This window comes from Raoultella sp. T31 (assembly GCF_002806725.1).
GTDB classification, from domain to species: domain Bacteria; phylum Pseudomonadota; class Gammaproteobacteria; order Enterobacterales; family Enterobacteriaceae; genus Klebsiella; species Klebsiella electrica.
In genome coordinates this window covers 56522-78596 of sequence record NZ_PIBO01000005.1, presented here as the reverse complement: position 1 = coordinate 78596, position 22075 = coordinate 56522, and the positions used below count along the sequence as shown (strand labels likewise).

Below are 22075 nucleotides of genomic sequence, written 5' to 3'. Positions count from 1 at the left end.
TCCATGACCATGACAAGACGTTATTTGAAGCTGGCGATGCTGACCACGCTGTTTACCCTCAGCGCCTGCGCACAGCAAAGTGAAGTCCGTCAGATGCATGAAAGCGTGAGCACATTGAGCAAAGAGATGACTCAGCTTAATCAGCAGACGGTGAAAATCACCCAGCAAAACGCACTGAATGCGAAATCGAGCAGCGGCGTTTATCTTTTGCCCGGCGCCAGGACCCCGGCGCGCCTCGAAAGCCAGATAGGCACACTGCGTATGTCGCTGCGTGATATCGCCGCCGACGCCGACGGTACCCGCCTGACGCTGCGTATTCAGGGGGAATCAAACGACCCGCTACCGGCGTTCAGCGCCACCGTCGCCTGGGGGCAACTCACCGGCACCACGCAGAATTACCGGGAGGTTAACGTGCGCGATCGGCTGATTAGCGCCCCTGCCAGCATCCTGGCGCCGAGCGACGTCGATATTCCGCTCCGCCTGAACGGCGTCACGCCTCAGCAGCTTGGCTTCCTGCGTATTCACGATATCCAGCCCGCAAGCGCACAATAATCGCCTTCGCCGGGTGTCGCCGATACCCGGATTCGACCGCCCCAAAATCCATTTACAGTTTTTCCAAACAGTTCAGTAAAAATTGACCGTCTGGATCAATTTCAGTGGCATTCTGCCAGGAAATGCATAGAATCGTGAACGCAATCGATTACGTATGTTTACGTTATGTGAAACAACACGTATTTTTGTGAGCAATGATTTCTATAATAGACCCCCACAGAGATACGAAATATTTAGCAACGCTTCGGCAGCGTTCTTCACGCCTTTTGGCTTAATTCAAAACAGTGGCATCCTTATGAAAAAAACATTACTGGCAGCAGGCGCCGTACTGGCGCTGTCCACATCGTTCACTGCTGGCGCGGCAGAAAACGACAAACCGCAGTATCTGTCCGATTGGTGGCACCAGAGTGTGAACGTGGTGGGTAGCTACCACACCCGTTTTGGACCGCAAATTCGTAACGATACCTATCTGGAATACGAAGCATTTGCCAAAAAAGACTGGTTTGATTTCTACGGTTACATGGATGCGCCGGTATTCTTCGGCGGTAACAGCACGGCCAAAGGTATCTGGAACCACGGTTCCCCACTGTTTATGGAAATTGAGCCGCGTTTCTCTATTGACAAGCTGACCAATACCGATCTCAGCTTCGGCCCGTTCAAAGAGTGGTATTTCGCCAACAACTATATCTACGACATGGGCCGCAACGCGTCCGGTCGTCAGAGCACCTGGTATATGGGTCTCGGTACCGATATCGATACCGGTCTGCCGATGAGCCTGTCTCTGAACGTCTATGCGAAATATCAGTGGCAGAACTACGGCGCATCCAACGAAAACGAATGGGATGGCTACCGTTTCAAAGTGAAATACTTTGTCCCGCTGACCGACCTGTGGGGCGGTTCGCTGAGCTATATCGGCTTCACCAACTTTGACTGGGGTTCCGATCTGGGCAATGACAACTTCTATGACTTGAACGGCAAGCACGCACGCACCGGCAACTCCATCGCCTCCAGCCATATCCTGGCGCTGAACTACGCGCACTGGCACTACTCGATCGTCGCTCGTTACTTCCATAACGGCGGCCAGTGGGCCGATGATGCGAAGCTGAACTTCGGCGATGGCGATTTCAACGTTCGCTCTACCGGCTGGGGTGGTTACTTCGTGGTGGGTTACAACTTCTAATCCTGCCTGATGATCCCCGGCCTCGGCGCCGGGGATATCGATTGGCCCGCCTTATGGCTCACGCTCTTCACACCTCACCTTACGCAGAAAATCGCTCAATGACCGGTCGGCCCGCTCGCTGAAAAGGCGCCCGGTGGCAGCCACGTCCAGGCAGCGATCGAGACGAAAGCAGCGATAATCGTCGCGGAGCTCGCACCAGCTCACCAGCAGCCAGCGCTCCCCCCAGAAAAAGAGCCCCAGCGGCAGCACTTCGCGCTGCGACACCTTTCCCGCTTCATCGCGGTAATGCAGCGCCAGCACCCGCTGGCCGGAAACCGCCCGATGCACCAGATCAAACTGCGCTTTGCTGTACCCCTGGGCGCCAAAATCCGGCGCAAACAGCCGCGATTGCTCGGCCTTACGCCGACTCTCTTCAGGTAAAATCGCGAGCACCTTTTCCCGGGCCGACTCCAGTGACTGGGACAGTGATTCGCCTCCCCAGGTTTGCAGTAGCCGAATGGCGGCCACCAGCGCTTCCGACTCCTCGGTCGTCAGCATCAGAGGCGGTAAACTGTAGCCTGCCAGCAGGCGATATCCGCTTCCGGCCTCGCCCTCCACCGGCACGCCGGAGAGCGACAGGTCGCGGATATCCCGGTAGATAGTGCGCTCCGATACGCCGAGCCGCTCCGCCAGCAGCCCGGCGGTGGTTAACCTTCTCCCCCGCAGGATCTGCACGATTTGAAAAAGGCGGTCGGCGCGTCGGCTCATTTTTAACTTATCTCATGGTTTAAGCCTGCCCACTGGCGTCAAGAGCGTTAGTGAGACAGGTGTTTAGGTTGATGCAAGCCAATCCGGTTCCCTTCGCTATCCATAAACAGCGCGATGGTGCCAATATCGTCCGCCAGTTCAAGCGGGCCAAAGACGCAGCTCCCGCCAGCGGAATTCACGCGGTCGAGCGTGGCGGCCAGATTGTCAGTATGCAGATAGATAATACATCCCTGATCGGCAGGTTTAACCCCGTCAAACTTTGCCAGCGCGCCGCCGGGTGCCGGGTCCTGATACGGGAAAACGGCCATTTCAGCGCAATCCATATTTTCCCGACGCAGGGTCACCTGCAGCACCGGCTCGTAAAACGCCACGGCGCGATCCATATCGGCGACCGGAATTTCAAACCAGTTAATTACGGTGTTCATACATCCTCCTGTCCATTGTTTGGGTTCAGGAGGAGTGTATGGCAGGGCTACTGACAGCGTACTGTCAGTAGGGATCGACATCCCTGCGGCCACACCGTTTGCCGCTGGCGATTAACCCGCCGTGCAAACCAGAGCCCGCTGCTTATCAAGCAGCCAGGGGCGGAGATAGCCGACGGTGTTCGACAACGGCAGCACCGCCTCCGGTAGCGCAATCCCCAGTCGTTCCCGGATATAGCGATGTCGGGTGACGATACGCTGCCAGAGCTCCGGATACGCCTGCGCCAGCTCGTGGCGCAGAGACTCGTCCGCCAGCGCCACGGTGTCTTCAATGCTGACACCGGCGTAACCCGCTCGCGAAGGAATAATGTCGATTTGCAGAATCATCCCGCTTCGCAAACAGGCGTCGGCGTTCGGCCCGATCGGCGAACAGAGCCACTCTTCATCAGCCACCAGATGCCCAGGATTAAGATGCCAATGGTACTCCGCCTTCGGCAAAACCCGCTCGATCAGGGCGTACATCTCGCCGCCGGGCATACCGATACGCAGATGCTCCAGCCAGCTGACCACCGCCCGGAAATAGGGTTTCGCCACCACATCAAGGTAGTCCGCCACCTCCGGCGCCAGCTCCGTCTCATCGCTGACCACGTAGGCGGCCCGACTGCTTAAGCCGCCTTTAAACCCAGTGGTGAGCGAAAATTTATCGCCGCGACGGATAACCTTATCGCCAGGATAGAGACGGGCATCGGCGAAGCGATCGCCGGTGGCGGCAATCATCACCACGCTGTTGGGCTGGCCATCTGCCGCCAGCAGAGCGCCGATCTGTTTTTCCGTTTTTCCCGGCTCGATGGCATTCAACGCCGTGAGGATCGCCGTCGACGCCAGGTTGGCGCCATATTCATAGTGGGCCAGCTCATTGGCAGAATTGACCGTTCTCACTCCGCCATCCGGAGCGATAAATAATGCCGTGGCATTGAGCACCACCGCCTGCTGTCCGGCGGCCTGGCGAATCGCGTCCACGATAAAAGCGGGCAGATCGAACATCTGTGAACGGTCGTCAGCGCTGCCGGTAAACAGCTTCCAGCCCACCAGGCCCAGACTTTTCCCGCGGCTGATACCGGCATCCTGCAGCAGCTGCGGCAGACTTTTTTCATTGCTCATCGGCTGATTCGGCAACGAGAACCACGGCGCATGGATCGCCCGGTTTTCCAGGCGAGCAAAGGCCGCCAGCTTGAGATTTTCATTGCCCAGCACCAGCACCGCCTCCCCTTCGCGATGCAATACCAGCAAGGCTTCTTCAAACCGCGGGATAAAGCCGGTGAGATATTCGAAGTTTCCGCCGTGCTCTTTATCGGCATACACGATCAGCGTGTCGTAGCCATGCTGGCGCATTTGCGCAAGCACCCTGGCTTTACGCTGGCGTAGCGTTTCATCACTGAGCGTAACGGAAGGCACATCGTGCCAGACGGTCGGTTGGGCGACGGCAGAAAGGACTATGGCGGCCATGGGGGATCTCCATCTCATCAAGCGTTAAGAGTGGAGAGTAGCGAAATTTGGCCGGGCTGTAATAAAAAAATCCCGGCCTTGCGACCGGGATTGCGTTATCAGAACGGGACTGCCTTACGGCAGAATGGACGGCTGATCCGCCCCTTCTTTTTCTACTTTCTGCTGCAGCATATGCTCACGCTTCATGCCCAGCTTCAGCGCCAGTGCGGACGCAACGTAGATAGACGAGGCCGTACCGATAGAGACACCGATCAGCATGGTCAGCGAGAAGCCTTCCAGTACCGGGCCACCAAAGAGATACAGCATCAGGATCACCACCAACGTGGTTCCGGAGGTGATCAAGGTACGATGCAGCGTCTGGGTCAACGACACGTTGAAGATCTCATACGGCGTACCGCGGCGGATCTTACGGAAGTTTTCACGGATACGGTCAGATACCACGATGCTGTCGTTCAGCGAGTAGCCGATAACCGACATCAGCGAAGCGACGATAGTCAGGTCAATCTCGATATGGAACAGCGAGAGGATGCCCATCGTAATGACCACGTCGTGCGCCAGCGCGATAACCACCCCGGCGGCAAGACGCCACTCGAAACGGAAACCAACGTACACCAGGATACAGATTAACGCCGCCAGCAGCGCCAGCGCGCCGCTTTGTGCCAGGTCAGCCCCGACGCTCGGCCCCACGAACTCGATACGCTTAACCGTCGCGTCCTGGCTGGTCGATGCGTTAATCACGCTAACGACCTTGCTGCCCAGCTCCTGACTGACGTTGACATCATGCACCGGCGGCATACGCACCATAATGTCGCGACTGCTGCCGAAGTTCTGCACCTGCGGCTCTTCAAAGCCCGCCTTCTGCAGCGCCTGACGCATCTGGTCCAGTTCGGCCGGTTTTTCGAGGGTGATTTCAATCACCGTACCGCCGGTGAAATCCAGACCCCAGTTAAATCCGCGCACGCCCATCACGACAATGGCGGCAATCAGCAGAAAACCTGAAATGCCGAAAGCCCAGTAGTCCCAGCGCATAAAGTCATAGACTTTACGGCCGTGGTTCAATTGTTCAACAGTATATTCCTGTGCCACAACGCACTCCTCAGATAGACAGCTTTTTAACGCGCTTGCCGCCGTACAGCAGGTTCACGATGGCACGGGTGCCGACGATAGCGGTAAACATCGAGGTTGCCACACCGATACCGGTGGTAATCGCAAACCCTTTAATTGCACCGGTACCGACCGCGTACAGGATGATAACTTTGATCAACGTCGTAATGTTCGCATCGAAGATCGAGCTGAATGCACCCCGGTAACCTTCATCAATCGCCTGCTGAACGGAACGTCCGTTGCTCAACTCTTCTTTAATACGTTCGTTGATCAGTACGTTAGCATCGACCGCTACCGCAAGGGTTAACACGATACCCGCAATCCCCGGCATACTCAGCGTAGCCCCAGGCAGCAGGGACATGATACCGACGATCAGGACCAGGTTAGCCACCAGCGCAGAGGTCGCGATCAGACCGAATTTCTTGTAGAAGAAAATCATGAACAGGATAGACACCACCAGACCGGCCAGACACGCTTCCAGACCCTGTTTGATGTTCTGCATACCCAGAGTCGGGCCGATAGTACGTTCTTCAACGATCTGAATCGGCGCAATCAGCGCCCCCGCACGCAGCAGCAGAGAGAGCTGACGCGCTTCATTCGGGTTGCTGATACCGGTAATACGGAAGCTGTTGCCCAGGCGAGACTGGATATTGGCGATGTTAATCACCTCTTCCTCTTTCGCCAGAATCGCACGACCGTTGGCATCTTTCTTACCGCTGTCTTTGTACTCCACGAACAGGGTCGCCATCGGTTTGCCGATGTTGTCCTTGGTGAAGTTAGACATGATGTTACCACCGGCGCTGTCCAGCGAGATGTTAACCTGCGGCTGGTTGAACTCGTCCATGCTGGAAGTGGAGTCGGTGATATGGTCACCGGTCAGAATCACGCGCTTGTACAGCACAACCGGCCGACCTTCGCGAGTATATTTCACTTCCGAGTCGCCAGGGACACGGCCAGAAGCGGCAGCGGCGCTGTCAACGTTGCTGTTCACCAGACGGAATTCCAGCGTCGCCGTGGCGCCCAGAATTTCTTTCGCCCGCGCGGTATCCTGAATACCCGGCAGTTCAACCACGATACGGTCGGCGCCCTGACGCTGTACCAGCGGCTCGGCAACACCCAGTTGGTTCACACGGTTACGCAGAATGTTGATGTTCTGCTGTACGGCGTATTCGCGAGCTTCTTTCAGGCGGTCATCGGTCATCACCGCTTTCAGGCCGGTAGCGCCCTGCGTGGAGATAACCAGATCGCGGTGACGCGGGCTCAGCCAGGAGATGGCCTGATCGCGCGCTGCGCTATCGCGAAAAGCGATGCTCAGACCATAATTGTCTTCCTTACGCACGGTAGCGTAAGGGATGCCTTTTTCACGCAGTTCGCTGCGCAGGCTGTCGATATTTTGTTCCTGCAGTTTGCCCAGCGCGGTGTCCATATCCACTTCCATCAGGAAGTGTACGCCGCCGCGCAGGTCAAGACCCAGCTTCATCGGCTCGGCATGGATAGCCGCTAACCAGCGAGGCGTCGCCGGAGCTAAGTTCAGCGCCACGACGTATTTATCACCTAACGCGTCCACCAGCACTTCACGTGCGCGCAGCTGGACATCGGTGGTATCGAAGCGCGCAAGGATTGCGCCCTCTTCCAGTGCCACAGACTTAGCGGTAATTTTTTCTTCTTGTAACGTTTTCTGGACCTGGATCAGCGTTTGCTCACTGGCGGCGACACCGCGCGCGCCAGTGATTTGAACGGCCGGATCCTCACCATACAGGTTGGGGAGCGCATACATCAGGCCGACGATAATCACGACGACCAGCATGATGTACTTCCACAAAGGATAACGGTTTAACACGGCAGTTCCCTTAGGGAAAAGTGGATTACAGTGCCTTCATGGTGCCTTTCGGCAGAACGGCAGCTACGAAGTCACGTTTGATAACCACTTCAGTGGTGTCGTTCAGCGCGATAGCAATGTATCCGCTTTCAGCAACTTTCGTGACGCGACCCACCAGGCCGCCATTCGTCAGCACTTCATCACCTTTGGCGATAGAGTTCATCAGGTTTTTATGTTCTTTGGTGCGCTTCTGCTGTGGGCGCAGGATCATGAAGTAGAAAATCAGACCGAACACCACCAGCATCAGAATCAGAGACATCGGGCTACCCTGCGCCGCGCCACCGGTTGCTGCTACCGCATCAGAAATAAAAAAGCTCATTCAAATTCCCTCATTATTAAAATTAATCAACGTTCAAAGGAGGAACAGGTCGCCCCTGACGTTGGTAAAAATCGGTCACGAAGCTCTCTAATTTACCCTCTTCGATAGCCTTACGTAAACCAGCCATTAAACGCTGATAGTAGCGAAGGTTATGAATGGTATTGAGGCGCGCGCCCAATATTTCGTTGCAACGATCGAGATGATGCAAGTAAGCGCGTGAATAATTGCGACATGTATAGCAATCACACTCGGCATCCAGCGGCGCGGTGTCGCTTTTATGCTTCGCATTACGAATCTTCACCACGCCATCGGTGACGAACAGGTGGCCGTTACGCGCGTTGCGCGTTGGCATGACGCAGTCGAACATGTCGATACCGCGACGCACCCCTTCAACCAGATCTTCTGGCTTGCCGACGCCCATCAGATAGCGTGGTTTGTCGGCCGGGATCTGCGGGCAAACGTGCTCCAGGATACGGTGCATGTCTTCCTTCGGCTCACCGACAGCCAAACCGCCGACAGCGTAGCCATCAAAACCGATATCTACCAGACCTTTAACGGAGATATCACGTAAATCTTCGTAAACACTGCCCTGGATAATGCCAAACAGCGCGTTTTTGTTACCCAGACCATCAAAACGGTCGCGGCTGCGCTTGGCCCAGCGCAGAGACATTTCCATCGAGCGCTTAGCGTAATCCCAGTCCGCCGGGTACGGCGTACATTCGTCGAAGATCATCACGATATCGGAACCGAGATCGTACTGAATCTCCATCGATTTTTCCGGATCGAGGAAGATAGGATCGCCGTTGATCGGGTTACGGAAGTGGACGCCCTGCTCGGTAATTTTACGGATATCGCCGAGGCTGAACACCTGGAAGCCGCCGGAATCGGTCAGGATGGGTCCTTTCCACTGCATAAAATCATGCAGGTCGCCGTGCAGCTTCATGATTTCCTGACCCGGGCGCAGCCACAGGTGGAAGGTGTTGCCGAGGATAATTTGCGCGCCGGTGGCTTCCACTTCTTCCGGCGTCATCCCTTTTACGGTGCCGTAGGTCCCAACGGGCATAAAGGCTGGCGTTTCAACCACGCCGCGATCAAACACCAGGCGGCCGCGGCGAGCGCGTCCGTCGGTGGTATCCAGTTCAAATTTCATGTTAACTCCTGCGTCAGAAAAACAGTCTGACGTTAAATACTCATGTCGCGGCGTTATTCCCCGACACGCTCAAAAATAGCCTGCGGATTGTACGTGATAAACATCGCGTCCCCGTAGCTAAAAAAGCGATATTTTTGTTCTACCGCAGCCTTGTAGGCATTCATGGTGTGCTGATAGCCGGCAAAGGCTGAAACCAGCATAATCAGAGTCGATTCAGGGAGATGGAAGTTGGTCACCAGCGCATCAACCGCTTTGTACTGATATCCCTGATAGATAAAAATCTGTGTGTCGCCGAAAAACGGCTCAATCAGGTCTTTTTTCGCCGCCTGCGCCGCGCTCTCCAGCGAACGGACGGAGGTGGTGCCCACCGCGATGACCCGGTTGCCGCGCGCTTTCGCCGCCAGCACCGCATCAACAACCTCCTGCGGCACTTCGGCGTACTCGGAGTGCATGATGTGATCTTCAATGGTCTCCACGCGCACCGGCTGGAACGTCCCCGCGCCAACGTGCAGCGTCACAAACGCCATTTCAATCCCTTTCTCGCGCAGCTTCTCCAGCATCATATCGTCAAAGTGCAGGCCCGCGGTCGGCGCGGCCACCGCCCCCGGCCTGGTGCTGTAGACGGTTTGATACAGTTCGCGGTCGGCGTCTTCGTCCGGACGAGCGATATACGGCGGCAGCGGCATATGGCCGATGCTGTTAAGGATCTCCAGTACCGGACGTGGGTCGTTAAATTCGACTTCAAACAGCGCGTCGTGACGCGCCACCATCGTGGCGTTGATGCTTTCATCATCGCCCAGCAGCAGCTCCGCTCCCGGCTTCGGCGCTTTAGACGCGCGAATGTGCGCCAGAATGCGTTTGTCATCCAGCATGCGCTCGACCAGCACTTCAATCTTGCCACCGCTGGCTTTACGGCCAAACAGGCGCGCCGGGATCACCCGGGTATTGTTAAAGACCAGCAGATCGCCCGGGTTAAGTTTGTCGAGTAAGTCAGTGAAAGTTCCATGCGTCAGCGCTCCCGTCGGACCGTCTAACGACAGCAGGCGACAGCGACTGCGCTCAGGCTGCGGGTAGTGGGCTATCAGGGATTCGGGTAGTTCAAAGGAAAAATCGGTAACGCGCATGACGATGGCTCAGACGAAATAAAGAGGCGGGTAGTCTAGTGCCGGGGCGTCCTCCCTGCAACCTTTACCCCTCTGGATGAATAACATAATCTATACACAAAACCATTCAAGATGCATCGACGCGGCAGTTGAATGACAAATTCGTCAGGAACAGATTTGAACGCTGCGGAGTGGCGGCCCGGGAGGGCGAGGCTCAAAGATGGGCCGGGTAGCTTAGCCAACAAAGAGGCAGTTTGAAGGATAAAAGGTCTATGAATTTTCTCGCACACCTGCATTTAGCCCATCTCGCCGACAGTTCCCTGCCCGGCAATCTTCTGGCAGATTTCGTTCGCGGCAATCCCCAGGCGGACTATCCGGCCGACATTGTCGACGGCATTTTTATGCACCGGCGCATCGACGTCATGACCGATAATCTGCCGGAAGTCAAAGCAGCGCGCGACTGGTTTCGCCCGCAGACCCGCCGCGTGGCGCCCATTACGCTGGATGTCATGTGGGATCACTTCCTGTCGCACCACTGGGCACGCATTTCACCCGATATGCCGCTCAACGAGTTTGTCCGCTATGCCCAGGCACAGGTCACGCCGGTATTAGCCGATTCGCCGCCGCGCTTCGTCAATCTCAATGCCTATTTGTGGTCGGAGCGCTGGCTTGAACGCTATGAGGATATGGACTTTATTCAGAGCGTCCTCAACGGTATGGCCAGTCGTCGTCCGCGCCTTGATGCCCTGCGCGACTCCTGGCAGGATCTGGATACCCACTACGATAAACTCGAGCAGCAGTTCTGGCAGTTTTATCCGCGCATGATGGCGCAGGCCACCAGGCGTGAACTATAAAGATTGCGCTTTCTCACAAAAAGGCTATTCTGAACACCATTTCCCGATATAAATTGATAGGAAAAACCTATCTCATTGATTGTCAACGTCACGTTGAGTTCGCATGAACCAGTCCCTATACTTGCCCGCGTTGCGTTCCAATTAACCTTATTATTAACAGGAGAATCATATGGTTCTGGTCACTCGTCAGGCTCCGGATTTTACCGCTGCAGCTGTTTTAGGTAACGGTGAAATCGTTGAGAAATTCAACTTCAAACAACACACCAACGGTAAAGCGACCGTCCTGTTCTTCTGGCCGATGGACTTCACCTTCGTGTGCCCGTCTGAGCTGATCGCTTTTGACAAACGTTACGAAGAATTCCAGAAGCGCGGCGTAGAAGTGGTTGGCGTCTCCTTCGACTCTGAATTCGTTCACAACGCATGGCGTAACACCCCGGTAGACCAGGGCGGTATCGGTCCGGTTAAATACGCGATGGTTGCTGACATCAAACGTGAAATCCAGAAAGCCTACGGTATCGAACACCCGGACGAAGGCGTGGCGCTGCGCGGCTCCTTCCTGATCGATGCTAACGGCGTGGTTCGCCACCAGGTGGTTAACGACCTGCCGCTGGGTCGTAACATCGACGAAATGCTGCGTATGGTTGACGCGCTGCAGTTCCACGAAGAGCACGGCGAAGTTTGCCCGGCGCAGTGGGAAAAAGGAAAAGAAGGTATGGCCGCTTCTCCGGAAGGCGTGGCTAAATACCTGACCGAGAACGTGTCCAGCCTGTAATCGGCCCATGTTCAGAAGAAGGCTCGCGCATGCGGGCCTTTTTTGTTTTCTTAACCCGTCAGACGCGTTTCTGACTTAAACCCGGGAAACGAACTGGAGGAGTGTCCTGTCGTTTTCTGTAACCGTTGATGTCGTCAGGAATGTCAGATAACCCATTGGAGCCAGAGCATTGGGTGAAGAAGATGGTAGTGATGAAGCATCAATAATGGCCAAATCCGCGAAGCCCAGAATGATTGCGGACAGGCGGAGAACTTTATAACCGACAGATAAAAATAGCATGACGTAGGCTTCTCATGGTCCGTAAACCAGCAGATAATGCCCCGTTCGGGTCGTTTAATGACCGTTTTCGCGACGCGTGTCTGAACGTTTACGGGTTCAAGTCACTGGCAGATGTGATACCGGGAATAGAGTGAGAGTATAGATATAGATAATGCTGGCAATAGATAAATACTCTCGATGAAGCATTCATATACTATTTGTCTGTTCACCGTAAACTTTCCGGCAAGGGATATATATCTTGTACCTGAGACTGGTATGTAATGCTTTTACATCGAGATAGACACTAATGGATAAATCGATACCAAACCTACAGGATTTAATTTACTTTGTGATTACAGGGAGATCATCAAGTATAACCGCAGCAAGTATTGAATCGGGTATTCCAGTTGCAACATTATCAAGAAGGATCTCAGCCCTGGAAAAAAGGGTTAATATCCAGCTATTCACCAGAACATCTCGAGGAATAGTTCTGACTGAAATTGGCAGACACTATCTTAAGTACGCGGATGCTATTATTAAAAACGCGACAGATCTGGAACGTGAGATGAAGGACTCACACAATTCTCTTTCCGGGGTATTACGCGTTTCTTTACCGGTGGATTTTGGTATATCTTTTATATCCCCGCTTATGAATAGATTTTCTACTTCCTATCCCAACATCAGATTTATTTTCGATACCACCCCTGTCAAAGTCAATATCACTGAAAGGCAAATAGATATATGCATTCGCATCGGTGACATTAGTGATATGTCTCTTATCGCCAGGCCTGTCGGTTTTCTATGTCGCAAACTATATGCCTCCCCTGCTTATCTGAGACAATATAAAACCCCTGAACATCCGGATGATCTTATTCACCATCAATGCATTCTGCCTTCATACATGAAAGAGCCGGAAAAATGGATTTTGTTCAGAGGAAATGATATTACCCGAATCAATGTCTCTGGCATTTACTCTGCAAACAATATATCCATGATGCTAAAACTCTCGGAGAATAATGGCGGAATTGCTGTTTTGACGCCTGAAATCATTCACCGAGAGCTGAGCTCCAGGGCTATCGTCCCCATTCTGGAAGAGTGGTCTTTTAAGCCTTTACCTGTATATATCATTACAGGCACCAGAAATATTTCAAAAAGCGCTCGTCTTTTCCTGGATTATATTAATAGCCAGCTTAGTGTAATCCTCAATAGTCACTGAGCCCTCTTACACAGCTATAGGGGGCGTGGTAGCACTCCCCCACAACCCGGTAAATCGATTAAAGTTGCTTTTAGTATAGAGTACCGTATGTCGAATATTCCGGTGCCCTAAATAATCCTGAATCAATCTGGTATCAGTTCCACGTTCAGCAAGTTTATATCCACATGAATGACGTAACATATGAGGATGAACTCTGAAACCTATGTTACTTTCAACGCCACATTTAGATATAATTTTCCAGGCCTGCGAACGCGAGATTGCTGCCCCTGAGGAAGTCGTAAATATGGCCTCAGATGTCACGCTGGTGGATGTCATTTTTTTCAAACTTAACCATTTACTTAAAGCATGACATTCATCTTCTGACAACGGATGATATACTGAAAAACCATTTTTAAGTCTTTTTACATAAATAACTCCTGATTGTATATCAACATCCGCCATCGTGAGAGCAAGAAGTTCACTTATTCTGAACCCATGGCGATATGCCATCAAAATCATACAGTAGTTCCTCTCTGCATTCATGCCCTTATTTGCAGAATCTAAAAGTAAGTTTATTTCATGCTCTGTGAGATATTTTCTTTTTTTCATATTAATACCCGGCATTGATTTATTATTTTCTTAGTTCACTTCAAAACATAAGGGATTCTATTTTATGTAAGCAGCAAGGTAAGTAAATAGACATTATTGATAATAAGGATTCCATTTATGGAAACGTAATGACGACGAGACTACGACTCTCCCATTCGCGGCGTCTAGGCCATTGCCGTAATAACAGCGGGAGTGATCATCTATGTCTGTCCTCAGAGATAGCCGGCCACCGCGCCAGCAGCCATCCCCGTCGCAATTTTTACCCGGATATTTATTTCCTGAGATTCCTTTCCCAGAACGATATGGCATCTCAGCGCACATAGCGCCAGACGTAAGACGGCACCCGGTCAAAAAACTGCCCCGTGACTAACTCCGCCCGCCGATGGTCGGCGGCCGATCGCAGGACCTCCCGCTGGCCCGACGGCAGCTTCCCCTCCATGTGTGCCACCACTAATTCCAGCGTTTCCTTACTGTGAATACGCCGCAGTTTACGAACCAGCTCCATCCTGCCCGGTAATTCTGCCTTCTCTCTCATACGCTGACCTCACCCCCACAGCCGCCAGAAAAACCACACGGCAAAACCACACCACGCGCACCATATCGCCTTGCGCAGCAGCGCTAACCCCCATTCTGGAAAAGAGCCGGACTCATTTTCACTCTTCATCCCGGTCCCCCTACAGCAACAACCGGTACAGTAAACATCCAACGCCATACCAGAACACCACGCAGAACATCGCGCACGCCAGCCACACTTTTCCCCTGAATGACAGTCCCATCCCACCTCTCCTCGCTCTTTTATCTTGTTCTTTCATCTTTGATCTTCTTTTTCAGATCCAGGATTTCATACCCGCAGCGGGGTCCCCCTGGTTTCTGCATTTGCGCAATGCGCCATGAAAACGTCATCTGCCGCCCCTGGTCTGACCGCTTCGACAGGTTTTGCCGGTAAGCCGCCACCGTCCTGTAACTGATATTCATCACTTTCGCCGATGTCTTCAGTCCCAGACCGTCTGCCTGTGTCACCAGACACTCCAGCTCATGTGGCGTCAGATTCACCTCGCGGGTCAGCATCAGCCCCTCGGTCACGGCCGGACTCATGACGGTATCCGGCCACGCGCCCCCAGCCATCCGCAGAGCCTGCCGTAGTACGCCCAGCGATTCCTGGCGCAGAACCACGACTGACGGACTGCGGTTCACGACCGCCTTCAGCAGAAGCGGGTCGGTCTGCGCCGTGCACACCATCACCCGACAGCGCCCCCCCTGGCACAGCCCCTGCAGTGCATCCAGCATCGCTATCCCTTCCTGCAGACTGCTCTGCTGATCCAGCAGTTCAGTGATAATCAGCACCCGGGCCTCCGGCTGACTGGCGCGCAACGCCACCAGCCGTTCGTACAGGGCACTCAGACTGGGCAGCAGTTCGCTGCAGGGTCGTCCTGCCGCCTCGTCAGCCAGATCGCACAGCACCATTCCGGTCAGGGCCAGACTGTCCATCACCAGAGTCCGGTCAAAAACCAGAAGAGGTTCAGGCATGCCGTCCCCCATAGCCCGGTGGTTGCAGGGCATACCAGTCCAGCGGACTGTTTCCGTCCTTCGGATTAAGGGAATAGACCTGGTCCTGGGGGCCGGTACTGATCTGCACCAGAATGTGACGGGCAGGCACCATGAGCATCACCGTCAGCGGCCGGTCCGTACGCGGTGTCGGCCTGTTATACCCGCCCCCAGACTGGAGGATCGCCAGCAGTGGCAGCAAGAGAGGTATCAGCCAGATAAAAAAAGATCTCATCGGTTATGCTCCGTCAGTGAGGGCAGATGATCCGGCAGGTCGGCCAGCTGCGCCGCCGCCACCTCAGGCCACAGCCATCCCTGGCAGGCATCAAGTCCCGAGCAGGCCACAACCTCCAGCAGTTCCTGAGTCTCAACGCCCTCAGCGATAAGCTGTGCTCCCTGAGCCCGCACAAGAGTGGCAAGTGAGCATAGAAACGAGGGCCCCTCCGGCAAGGCGGTCAGGTCCCGGAACAGGTGCCGGTCAAGCTTCACGCCCTCAAACACCCCGGACAACAGCCAGGTGAGTCCCGTGGTTCCAGCCCCAAAGTCATCCAGCCACAGCGGCGCCAGCGGCTGTAGGGCTGACAGAAGCGGGTCCTGCTCCGGCCGGTTATCCGGACTGAGGAAGCGTTCGCTGACCTCCAGGCGCAGCCAGGGCGCAAGCAGACTGGCCGACTCCGATACATCCGGATCGGCAAGGATCCGCAGAGCCAGAGTACGAGAGACATTAAGACTGACCGACAGGCGTCGGGTGGCACACCAGGGGGCCAGCAGCGTCAGGACTTCAAGCTGCCAGACCAGGATGCGTCGTTGTTCCGTCAGGGGGATCTGGGCAAAAAACATCTCCGGGGAGGCCGCCACCCCGCTGTCACGGTCGGCGATACGCGACAGCATCTCCAGGGCTATCAGGCTACCGTCAGGGGAAAAAATCGGTCCGAAGACCGGCGAAAGCTGCCAGACCCGGCCAAAGGCCGGAACGGTCAGCAGCAGTGATGACGTCACCATATCCGGTACCGGGATGCGGGTTATTACCATGTTGTTCTCTCCGCCGGTATTCTCCGGCGCTGGTGTATATACTGATATCAGCGATGTGGTCAGGTAGGGTTTCCCCCGGTGCCTGACCCGTTCTCTGGCTCCCTGGTGTGGCGCCGGAGAGATGGCGGTGACGGTTCCATCACCGCACTGTTGTTATTTTTTACGGCCCCGCTCTCCCGCCAGGAAAAATGTGACAGGACAGCAGGAGCATCAGAAGGTGTAGCGCAGGCCCAACTGAAGCGTGTGCAACTGAAGATGAGTGTGGCTTTTCCAGGTCGAGGTGATGATGCCGTTACTGGCCGTCCCCTCAGTGGTGACATCACCGGCGTTAGTGAACAGATATCCAGCATCAAGCGACAGAGCAGGCGTGAGAGCCCAGGCAACCCCGGCCCCCAAAGACCAGGCCATCTGAGTGTTGTTCTGACTGAAGGTGTCAGAGCTAAAAGATAGCCCGGCAGACGACTGACTCAGCGAAGCGGCATTTTTCAGCAATGCCACACCAACCCCGCCTGTGATATAGGGCGTGAATGGCGTCCCGGTGGTGTAATCGTAATAACCGTTCAGCATCAGTGTGCTGACCCGGGTCTTCTGTTGACGCTGTACTGATACGGGCAGGTTCTGAATGAATTTGCCACTATCGACCCAGCCACTGGTCATGGTAGTGTTCAGCGTGCTGTTCTGACTGACCTCTCCACCGGCAAGATATGCCAGTTCGAGGCGGACAGGCTGCTCCCAGTCGGTAGAAAACTCATACCCCATTGCAAAAGAAGGGGTAAAATTGGTTCTGTTGGCCGACGGAACATCGATCTCCCCGACGGTATTATTCAGTCCCCCGGCCAGCATGGAGCTGGACAGAGTATTTTCCGTTGAGCGCACCTGCGTGGCCCCGGCTTTTGCAGCAACATAAAATCCGGATGCACTGGCCATTCCGGTATGCCCGGCCAGAATAACGGCAATCCCCAGTATTAATTTATTCATCATTGAGTCCTCACAACCAGTTATTTCATTCCGTTCAGCATGCGGAGTCGGGGGTCGGTATTAAATTAATAACAACACAGACCATGACATAAAACCCCGTCAGAATAAGAATGCATTTAAATTTTCTCATTAAACAGCTTTCAAAGAATGCACATTAAAAATGTGAAATATCATGATAATTTTAAGTTTTAAAAACGCATTACTGGTAAATAAATGTCACACCAATAAGTGACTGCACATTACCAGCTATTACTTGCCCCCCGGTCAGGGCATAGTTTGCCTTTAACCCCAGGTCAACCGCAGATGCTCCGACAGTACCAAGGGATACATTACTGCCAGTAGAAAGCACCCCATTTGCATTGGAGATCTCTATTCCCACACCTTGAGCAGAAGACGAACTGGCTGTGTTTGAAAAAATATTATTACCTGTATTCGCAACTGCACCTGAAATATAATAAGAAAGTTTCTGGCTTTGTAAACAACTAACAGTGAGAGGAACTGGTGTCATACTACCAGGATAATCCGGCAAATTAACAATTACATTTCTGGATGAAACGTCACAACCACCAGTTGGCACGACTGTATTGTTATTTGCATATATATACCATGTCATAGAGGTATTACCTGATGAATGACCAGCTCCACTCCCTGTGCTATAATATGCTTGCTTAAATAAATTTAACACAGTAATCAGATCACCCTGTTTAATTGACGTTCCGGATACATTATTCCCGATCGGGGTTAAATACATCATTAGATTTAATGGTTGATACTGCCCCCAGGTATATTGAAAATAAGATGTGGGCGAAGAAAGTGGAAGATTATATGAAGTACCATAGTAACTCAATGTGCCATGAAATGAATTCAAAACACCAGAATATGACGAACCTGCCTCAATTCTTGCATAATCCCAGAAGTTAGCTGGATCGTCATTTCTGCAACTTATACTATCCCCAAGATTAACAACCAAAACCTGACCAGATGATAATTGAGGCGCCAGGTTAACATATACGTTAGCCGATCCCCCACCATCATATATAGGCCCTGCTGTTGTCATACAGGAAAATGCAAAGGTTTTCGCACTTAAAATAAATAAAAATATAAAAAAAAATAATTTCGAGCTTAATGTGATGTTTTTTATCAAATTCAACATTTATTCCACCTCTTCTTCAGGAATATGTATAGGTAACATTAACCACAGCCTGAATACTCCCCTGCGTGGCATTCCCGTTCACCGTAATCGCCCGTACCTGCAGCGGAAAACTCACTGTCTGCGCCGGATAGCTTACGGCCAGCTGCTTTGTCGCCCCATTCGGCAGGTTGGTTCCGGCATTGTCCGCCAGCTGCAGAGCGATGCTTCCCGCCCCGCCCTGGTTGGCATAGTAAAGTCCGGAGCTGTCCGCCGTCCCGCTGAACGTCGCTTTCACCTGCGAAGTCCCAACCGGACAGTTCGTCAGATCCAGACTGACCGACTGCCAGCCCGACGTCGAACCGGCAGAAACCAGATCAAAGGTAAATAAATTTCCCAGATCCACCGTGGTGGACGTCGTCGATACCGTACACGGCCGGGCCACCACCTTTCCGTTCACAGTAATGGTCACGTCGGCAGCCCGGGCCGGCACACCGCTGGCCAGCAGCAGGGCCGCCCCCAACAGACCACACCACCGGGATGCCGTTAAATTGTTCTTCATCTGCCGCTCCTCACTGAAACTCCAGTGTAAAATTTGCCGTTGCACTGACCGCACCGGCCACCACCGACGTCTGCGTTGCCATCATCCGGGCATAAAAACTCAGCGTGTTGGCCTGCCCTCCGCTCAGCGCCGACCAGTTCAGGTTCTGGGAGCTGGCGTTAATCGCCAGCGGATTTTTACCCGCATCCAGTATCTGGATCCCCAGTCCCGCCGCCGCCCCGCTGCCGCCATCAATTTTCAGCAGGGTCGCGTTATCCGGGTCCGCCGTCCCCGTAAACCCCACCTTCACCCCCGTGGCCGCCGCCCCGCAGGGTGACAGGGTGATACTGAACGGTACCGGGTACCAGGTGGTCTCTCCGGGTTTAAATAGCTGCTTCGCAGAGTTCGTCATCAGGTCCACGGTCTGATTCTGGGAGCCTGCAGCAACGCGGCACATGTTGTCCCGGACATAACCGGTAATGGTGATGGTGCTGTCAGCCGCCTGCACCGGCAGCCCGACGGTAATGGGGGACAGCAGCATCAGCGCCATTACTGTTCTTTTCATCATTGATCTGCTCCTCACCGGCATTCCGCCGTGACATCACTCAGGGCCTGTTTCTGACTGTCCGCCGGCAGTTTGTAAGCGACATGGCACTGCCCGTCTGCACTGTCATTCCATTTCGCCGTCAGCGTTCCCTCCTGCGCCAGCCCTGTCAGGTACACCTGTCCGCCGTCCGCCACGATGCTGCTGTTCTTCCCGTCCTCCGTGGACACCAGCGCACCAAACGGTACCGGTTTCCCGTTATGCATCAGCGTCATCAGCACCTTCATCCCCACCCGCGCCGTGAATTCCGCCCGCACTATCGCCCCGTGCGTCGGTACCACATTCGCCACGGCATCATCCAGGTCCACATTATCCGGCAGCGTGTTCGTATTCAGCGCAATCCGGTTCTCGCGATAATCCGAGGCATATGGCAGAACGGCATACCCCCGCCAGTCCGTTTTCACCCCGGACTGATTCTCCAGCGCCACATTCCCCGCCCCCGGCGCCTTCACCAGCACGGCGGTATCGTTCAGCGGCTGACTCAGCGTCACACCATCTGCGTGCGCCAACACCCCGCCACTCAGGCCATAGTAGAGCTGGTTAAAGCCGCTGCCCCGGCTGAAGCCCACATTACTGTTCGCCGACGCCCCGCGGTAACTTAGCGACGCTGACCCGGTACTGCCGCTGCTGCCGGCATTTCCCCCGCTCGCATACCCGCTCTGTACGCTGTAGCTCAGGTTGTTCCCCTCCAGCAGGGTGCCGTAAATCCCGGCCTGGTTGGTCATTCCACCTTTCAGGTCATCCGTCATGCTGTAACTGGCACTGGCGTTACGGAAGACAGACCGGCTGTCAGAACGCATCCACAGACTGAACGGCACGTTCACGTTCAGCGACAGCGTCTGGTCGTAGCCCCCGTTCATCTGCCAGGCATACTTCGACACCCCGTAGCCCAGTGTGTAGTTCACCCCGTAGACATCGCCGCTGTAGCCCGCCTGCAGTTGCACATCGTTACGGTCCGTCGCCCAGTAACTCTGGTGACTTCCGGTCAGATACAAGGTTGCCGTACGTCCCACCTGTTGGGACAGCGTCAGCTGTAACCGCCCGCGTTTGTTGTAGCGCAGATTGTAATAATCGGTATATTTCGGCACTACCTGGATGGCCTGATCCTCAGTAACCACCGTATACCCGCTCATCCGGTTGTACGCCGTATCTGCCAGGGTAAAATACCCCTGGGTCGAATACCGGTAACCAACCAGCTGAATGTTGGTGCCCAGCTCAGTCAGCGACTTGCTGTACAGGAAACGCAGGGACTGCCCCTGGCGGGAGCTGTCATCCGGGAGTGTGGCATTCGCCTGCGTGATATCCGCTGACACGGCCCCGAACACCCCCATGTTCTTACCCACGCCCAGGTTAAATGCCCGGTAGTTATCCGATAACTGAGTGCCGCCATATGCCGTCCAGCCATCATTCAACCCCCACAGTACTGTCCCCTGAGCGAAAGTCGGTGTGTCCTGTTGCTGATTACCGCTGCGGAACTGTCCCACCGTGGCGGCGTATTTAACCCGTCCTTCACGCTGCAGGACCGGCACAGAAGACCACGGCACGCTGAACACCTGCGTGGAGCCATTGGCTTCCTGCACGGTCACCTGCAAATCACCGCTGTTCCCCGCCGCATAAAGATCACCGATAGTGAACGGACCCGGCGGTACGGTGGTCTGGTAAATCTCATACCCGTTTTGTTTAATGCTGACCCGCGCCGTTCCCCTGGCGACACCATGAATAACCGGGGCGAACCCCCGCAGGCTGTCTGCCAGCATGTTATCGTCTGAAGCTATCTGCACACCGCGGAAGTTCAGCCCATCGAAAACATCTCCCGGGGTGTAGCTGTCCCCGAGCGTCAGCCGCGAGCGCCAGGACGCAATGTCACGCTCGGCATAAGTGTTCACATGCGTCCATTTATTCTGCGCCCCGGTGTTGCCACCGCTGCTGTAATTCCAGGTACTGTTGTCGCGAAACCGCCAGGCCCCAAGATTGAAACCACCATCCAGGCTCAGGTAGGCATAGTTGCTGTTTGTCCCCTGTGAGGTCACCGTGTTGCCATTGAAGCTGTAATTCAGCAGGGCGGCATTAATCCCGTTATCCCACAGTTCAGGCGGTACGGCGCCCCGCGCGCTGGCGGACATAAATGTCTGGGGAACGCTGACATACAACCGTTGCCGGCCGACATCAAAGCGTGTCGATGCATCCGCTATCAGCGTCGTCAGCGGTACACAGGCATCCGCCGCCAGGGCGGCTATCCCCGGAACCGCCGCCGTTTTCACCCCCATCGCCATTATCTGGCCCCGCGTCAGGCACGGCTCCAGGTGGCCGCCTTTCGCCGGTGCGCTGAACGTCACATCCCGGGTAGTGAAGTAACCGTCATTGATGTAGATATCCACCCGGTAACGTCCCGGTGGAGCCTCCAGTCCTTTTTCAAATGCCGACAGGTCAGCCACCGCCGACGGGTCATCAGACAGAAAGCGTGGGTTAAAATAACTGTCAGCGCGGACAGGCTCACAGCCTGCAGCCATCATCATCAGCACCAGAGGCGCTATCAGAAAACGAGGGGATCTCCCCGTCACTCCTGCGATTCTTCGTTGTTTTTTCATTCTTTCGC

The 22075-nt window shown here is 54.5% G+C and carries 23 protein-coding genes; 6 read left to right on the top strand and 17 right to left on the bottom strand.

Annotation, left to right across the window (positions count from 1 at the left end; all coding sequences use genetic code 11):
- The first annotated feature begins 9 nt into the window (after positions 1–9).
- On the top strand, positions 10–552 hold the full coding sequence (locus CWM52_RS05155; RefSeq protein ID WP_100683208.1) for a DUF3251 domain-containing protein: 543 nt from the start codon (positions 10–12) through the stop codon (positions 550–552).
- A 295-nt stretch (positions 553–847) separates the two neighbouring features.
- A complete protein-coding gene (locus tag CWM52_RS05150) occupies positions 848–1732 on the top strand; it encodes a nucleoside-specific channel-forming protein Tsx (protein WP_100683105.1) in 885 nt (294 codons plus the stop codon).
- A 51-nt stretch (positions 1733–1783) separates the two neighbouring features.
- On the opposite strand, the gene CWM52_RS05145 is transcribed toward CWM52_RS05150, so the two are convergent.
- From CWM52_RS05145 to queA, 8 genes are all read right to left on the bottom strand, one after another.
- Positions 1784–2479 (bottom strand): helix-turn-helix transcriptional regulator, encoded by a 696-nt coding sequence (locus CWM52_RS05145; protein ID WP_100683104.1) that lies wholly within the window; start codon positions 2477–2479, stop codon positions 1784–1786.
- Positions 2480–2526: 47 nt separating this feature from the next.
- The gene (locus CWM52_RS05140; RefSeq protein WP_100683103.1) at positions 2527–2904 is read right to left on the bottom strand and encodes a VOC family protein; all 378 of its coding nucleotides are present in this window, start codon (positions 2902–2904) and stop codon (positions 2527–2529) included.
- Between the two features lie 111 nt (positions 2905–3015).
- Entirely contained in the window at positions 3016–4407 is a 1392-nt protein-coding gene (locus CWM52_RS05135) for a M24 family metallopeptidase (RefSeq protein ID WP_100683102.1), read from the bottom strand.
- Positions 4408–4521: 114 nt separating this feature from the next.
- The gene (gene secF / locus CWM52_RS05130) at positions 4522–5493 is read right to left on the bottom strand and encodes a protein translocase subunit SecF (protein WP_100683101.1); all 972 of its coding nucleotides are present in this window, start codon (positions 5491–5493) and stop codon (positions 4522–4524) included.
- A gap of 10 nt (positions 5494–5503) precedes the next feature.
- Positions 5504–7351, bottom strand: a complete 1848-nt coding sequence (gene secD, locus CWM52_RS05125) for a protein translocase subunit SecD (protein WP_100683100.1) — start codon at positions 7349–7351, stop codon at positions 5504–5506.
- 25 nt (positions 7352–7376) lie between these two features.
- Positions 7377–7709: a preprotein translocase subunit YajC gene (gene yajC / locus CWM52_RS05120; protein ID WP_004099423.1), complete on the bottom strand. Its 333-nt coding sequence runs from the start codon at positions 7707–7709 to the stop codon at positions 7377–7379.
- Between the two features lie 22 nt (positions 7710–7731).
- A complete protein-coding gene (gene tgt, locus CWM52_RS05115; RefSeq protein ID WP_100683099.1) occupies positions 7732–8859 on the bottom strand; it encodes a tRNA guanosine(34) transglycosylase Tgt in 1128 nt (375 codons plus the stop codon).
- A gap of 53 nt (positions 8860–8912) precedes the next feature.
- Positions 8913–9983 (bottom strand): tRNA preQ1(34) S-adenosylmethionine ribosyltransferase-isomerase QueA, encoded by a 1071-nt coding sequence (gene queA, locus CWM52_RS05110; protein WP_100683098.1) that lies wholly within the window; start codon positions 9981–9983, stop codon positions 8913–8915.
- Between the two features lie 251 nt (positions 9984–10234).
- On the opposite strand from queA, the gene acpH reads away from it, so the two are divergent.
- The 4 genes from acpH (at position 10235) to CWM52_RS05095 (ending at position 13062) form a co-directional block, all read left to right on the top strand.
- Positions 10235–10816, top strand: a complete 582-nt coding sequence (gene acpH, locus CWM52_RS05105) for an ACP phosphodiesterase (protein WP_100683097.1) — start codon at positions 10235–10237, stop codon at positions 10814–10816.
- Between the two features lie 169 nt (positions 10817–10985).
- Positions 10986–11588: a peroxiredoxin gene (locus CWM52_RS05100; protein WP_004858569.1), complete on the top strand. Its 603-nt coding sequence runs from the start codon at positions 10986–10988 to the stop codon at positions 11586–11588.
- A 293-nt stretch (positions 11589–11881) separates the two neighbouring features.
- The gene (locus tag CWM52_RS27065) at positions 11882–12001 is read left to right on the top strand and encodes an integrase core domain-containing protein (RefSeq protein WP_117433772.1); all 120 of its coding nucleotides are present in this window, start codon (positions 11882–11884) and stop codon (positions 11999–12001) included.
- 152 nt (positions 12002–12153) lie between these two features.
- Positions 12154–13062, top strand: coding sequence for a LysR family transcriptional regulator (locus CWM52_RS05095; protein WP_100683096.1), 909 nt, complete (start codon positions 12154–12156; stop codon positions 13060–13062).
- A 6-nt stretch (positions 13063–13068) separates the two neighbouring features.
- On the opposite strand, the gene CWM52_RS05090 is transcribed toward CWM52_RS05095, so the two are convergent.
- The 9 genes from CWM52_RS05090 to CWM52_RS05045 all read right to left on the bottom strand — a co-directional run bounded on the left by CWM52_RS05090 (position 13069) and on the right by CWM52_RS05045 (position 22067).
- Complete coding sequence (locus CWM52_RS05090; RefSeq protein WP_100683207.1) at positions 13069–13650, bottom strand: tyrosine-type DNA invertase; 582 nt, start codon at positions 13648–13650, stop codon at positions 13069–13071.
- Between the two features lie 310 nt (positions 13651–13960).
- The gene (locus CWM52_RS05085) at positions 13961–14185 is read right to left on the bottom strand and encodes an Hha/YmoA family nucleoid-associated regulatory protein (protein ID WP_100683095.1); all 225 of its coding nucleotides are present in this window, start codon (positions 14183–14185) and stop codon (positions 13961–13963) included.
- 260 nt (positions 14186–14445) lie between these two features.
- Positions 14446–15177, bottom strand: coding sequence for a LuxR C-terminal-related transcriptional regulator (locus tag CWM52_RS05080; protein WP_165785343.1), 732 nt, complete (start codon positions 15175–15177; stop codon positions 14446–14448).
- A 249-nt stretch (positions 15178–15426) separates the two neighbouring features.
- Complete coding sequence (locus CWM52_RS05070; RefSeq protein ID WP_100683092.1) at positions 15427–16227, bottom strand: EAL domain-containing protein; 801 nt, start codon at positions 16225–16227, stop codon at positions 15427–15429.
- A gap of 210 nt (positions 16228–16437) precedes the next feature.
- The gene (locus tag CWM52_RS05065; RefSeq protein WP_165457112.1) at positions 16438–17205 is read right to left on the bottom strand and encodes an outer membrane protein; all 768 of its coding nucleotides are present in this window, start codon (positions 17203–17205) and stop codon (positions 16438–16440) included.
- Positions 17206–17404: 199 nt separating this feature from the next.
- Complete coding sequence (locus CWM52_RS05060; RefSeq protein WP_100683090.1) at positions 17405–18358, bottom strand: fimbrial protein; 954 nt, start codon at positions 18356–18358, stop codon at positions 17405–17407.
- 16 nt (positions 18359–18374) lie between these two features.
- Positions 18375–18896, bottom strand: a complete 522-nt coding sequence (locus CWM52_RS05055; RefSeq protein ID WP_100683089.1) for a fimbrial protein — start codon at positions 18894–18896, stop codon at positions 18375–18377.
- Positions 18897–18906: 10 nt separating this feature from the next.
- Entirely contained in the window at positions 18907–19443 is a 537-nt protein-coding gene (locus tag CWM52_RS05050; protein ID WP_407081240.1) for a fimbrial protein, read from the bottom strand.
- An 11-nt stretch (positions 19444–19454) separates the two neighbouring features.
- Positions 19455–22067 carry a fimbrial biogenesis usher protein gene (locus tag CWM52_RS05045; RefSeq protein WP_100683088.1) on the bottom strand — a complete coding sequence of 871 codons (2613 nt, stop codon included), beginning with the start codon at positions 22065–22067 and terminating at the stop codon, positions 19455–19457.
- Positions 22068–22075: the final 8 nt, after the last annotated feature.

What these genes read in the sequence shown, in the direction of transcription:
- CWM52_RS05080 (WP_165785343.1), bottom strand. Translation starts at nt 15,177, where the DNA reads ATGCCTGAACCTCTTCTGGTTTTTGACCGGACTCTGGTGATGGACAGT.
- CWM52_RS05155 (WP_100683208.1), top strand. Translation starts at nt 10, where the DNA reads ATGACAAGACGTTATTTGAAGCTGGCGATGCTGACCACGCTGTTTACC.
- queA (WP_100683098.1), bottom strand. Translation starts at nt 9,983, where the DNA reads ATGCGCGTTACCGATTTTTCCTTTGAACTACCCGAATCCCTGATAGCC.
- CWM52_RS05070 (WP_100683092.1), bottom strand. Translation starts at nt 16,227, where the DNA reads ATGGTAATAACCCGCATCCCGGTACCGGATATGGTGACGTCATCACTG.
- CWM52_RS05145 (WP_100683104.1), bottom strand. Translation starts at nt 2,479, where the DNA reads ATGAGCCGACGCGCCGACCGCCTTTTTCAAATCGTGCAGATCCTGCGG.
- CWM52_RS27065 (WP_117433772.1), top strand. Translation starts at nt 11,882, where the DNA reads ATGGTCCGTAAACCAGCAGATAATGCCCCGTTCGGGTCGTTTAATGAC.
- CWM52_RS05065 (WP_165457112.1), bottom strand. Translation starts at nt 17,205, where the DNA reads ATGAATAAATTAATACTGGGGATTGCCGTTATTCTGGCCGGGCATACC.
- CWM52_RS05085 (WP_100683095.1), bottom strand. Translation starts at nt 14,185, where the DNA reads ATGAGAGAGAAGGCAGAATTACCGGGCAGGATGGAGCTGGTTCGTAAA.
- CWM52_RS05140 (WP_100683103.1), bottom strand. Translation starts at nt 2,904, where the DNA reads ATGAACACCGTAATTAACTGGTTTGAAATTCCGGTCGCCGATATGGAT.
- tgt (WP_100683099.1), bottom strand. Translation starts at nt 8,859, where the DNA reads ATGAAATTTGAACTGGATACCACCGACGGACGCGCTCGCCGCGGCCGC.
- yajC (WP_004099423.1), bottom strand. Translation starts at nt 7,709, where the DNA reads ATGAGCTTTTTTATTTCTGATGCGGTAGCAGCAACCGGTGGCGCGGCG.
- acpH (WP_100683097.1), top strand. Translation starts at nt 10,235, where the DNA reads ATGAATTTTCTCGCACACCTGCATTTAGCCCATCTCGCCGACAGTTCC.
- CWM52_RS05045 (WP_100683088.1), bottom strand. Translation starts at nt 22,067, where the DNA reads ATGAAAAAACAACGAAGAATCGCAGGAGTGACGGGGAGATCCCCTCGT.
- CWM52_RS05150 (WP_100683105.1), top strand. Translation starts at nt 848, where the DNA reads ATGAAAAAAACATTACTGGCAGCAGGCGCCGTACTGGCGCTGTCCACA.
- CWM52_RS05100 (WP_004858569.1), top strand. Translation starts at nt 10,986, where the DNA reads ATGGTTCTGGTCACTCGTCAGGCTCCGGATTTTACCGCTGCAGCTGTT.
- CWM52_RS05135 (WP_100683102.1), bottom strand. Translation starts at nt 4,407, where the DNA reads ATGGCCGCCATAGTCCTTTCTGCCGTCGCCCAACCGACCGTCTGGCAC.
- CWM52_RS05090 (WP_100683207.1), bottom strand. Translation starts at nt 13,650, where the DNA reads ATGAAAAAAAGAAAATATCTCACAGAGCATGAAATAAACTTACTTTTA.
- CWM52_RS05055 (WP_100683089.1), bottom strand. Translation starts at nt 18,896, where the DNA reads ATGAAGAACAATTTAACGGCATCCCGGTGGTGTGGTCTGTTGGGGGCG.
- CWM52_RS05050 (WP_407081240.1), bottom strand. Translation starts at nt 19,443, where the DNA reads ATGATGAAAAGAACAGTAATGGCGCTGATGCTGCTGTCCCCCATTACC.
- CWM52_RS05095 (WP_100683096.1), top strand. Translation starts at nt 12,154, where the DNA reads ATGGATAAATCGATACCAAACCTACAGGATTTAATTTACTTTGTGATT.
- CWM52_RS05060 (WP_100683090.1), bottom strand. Translation starts at nt 18,358, where the DNA reads ATGTTGAATTTGATAAAAAACATCACATTAAGCTCGAAATTATTTTTT.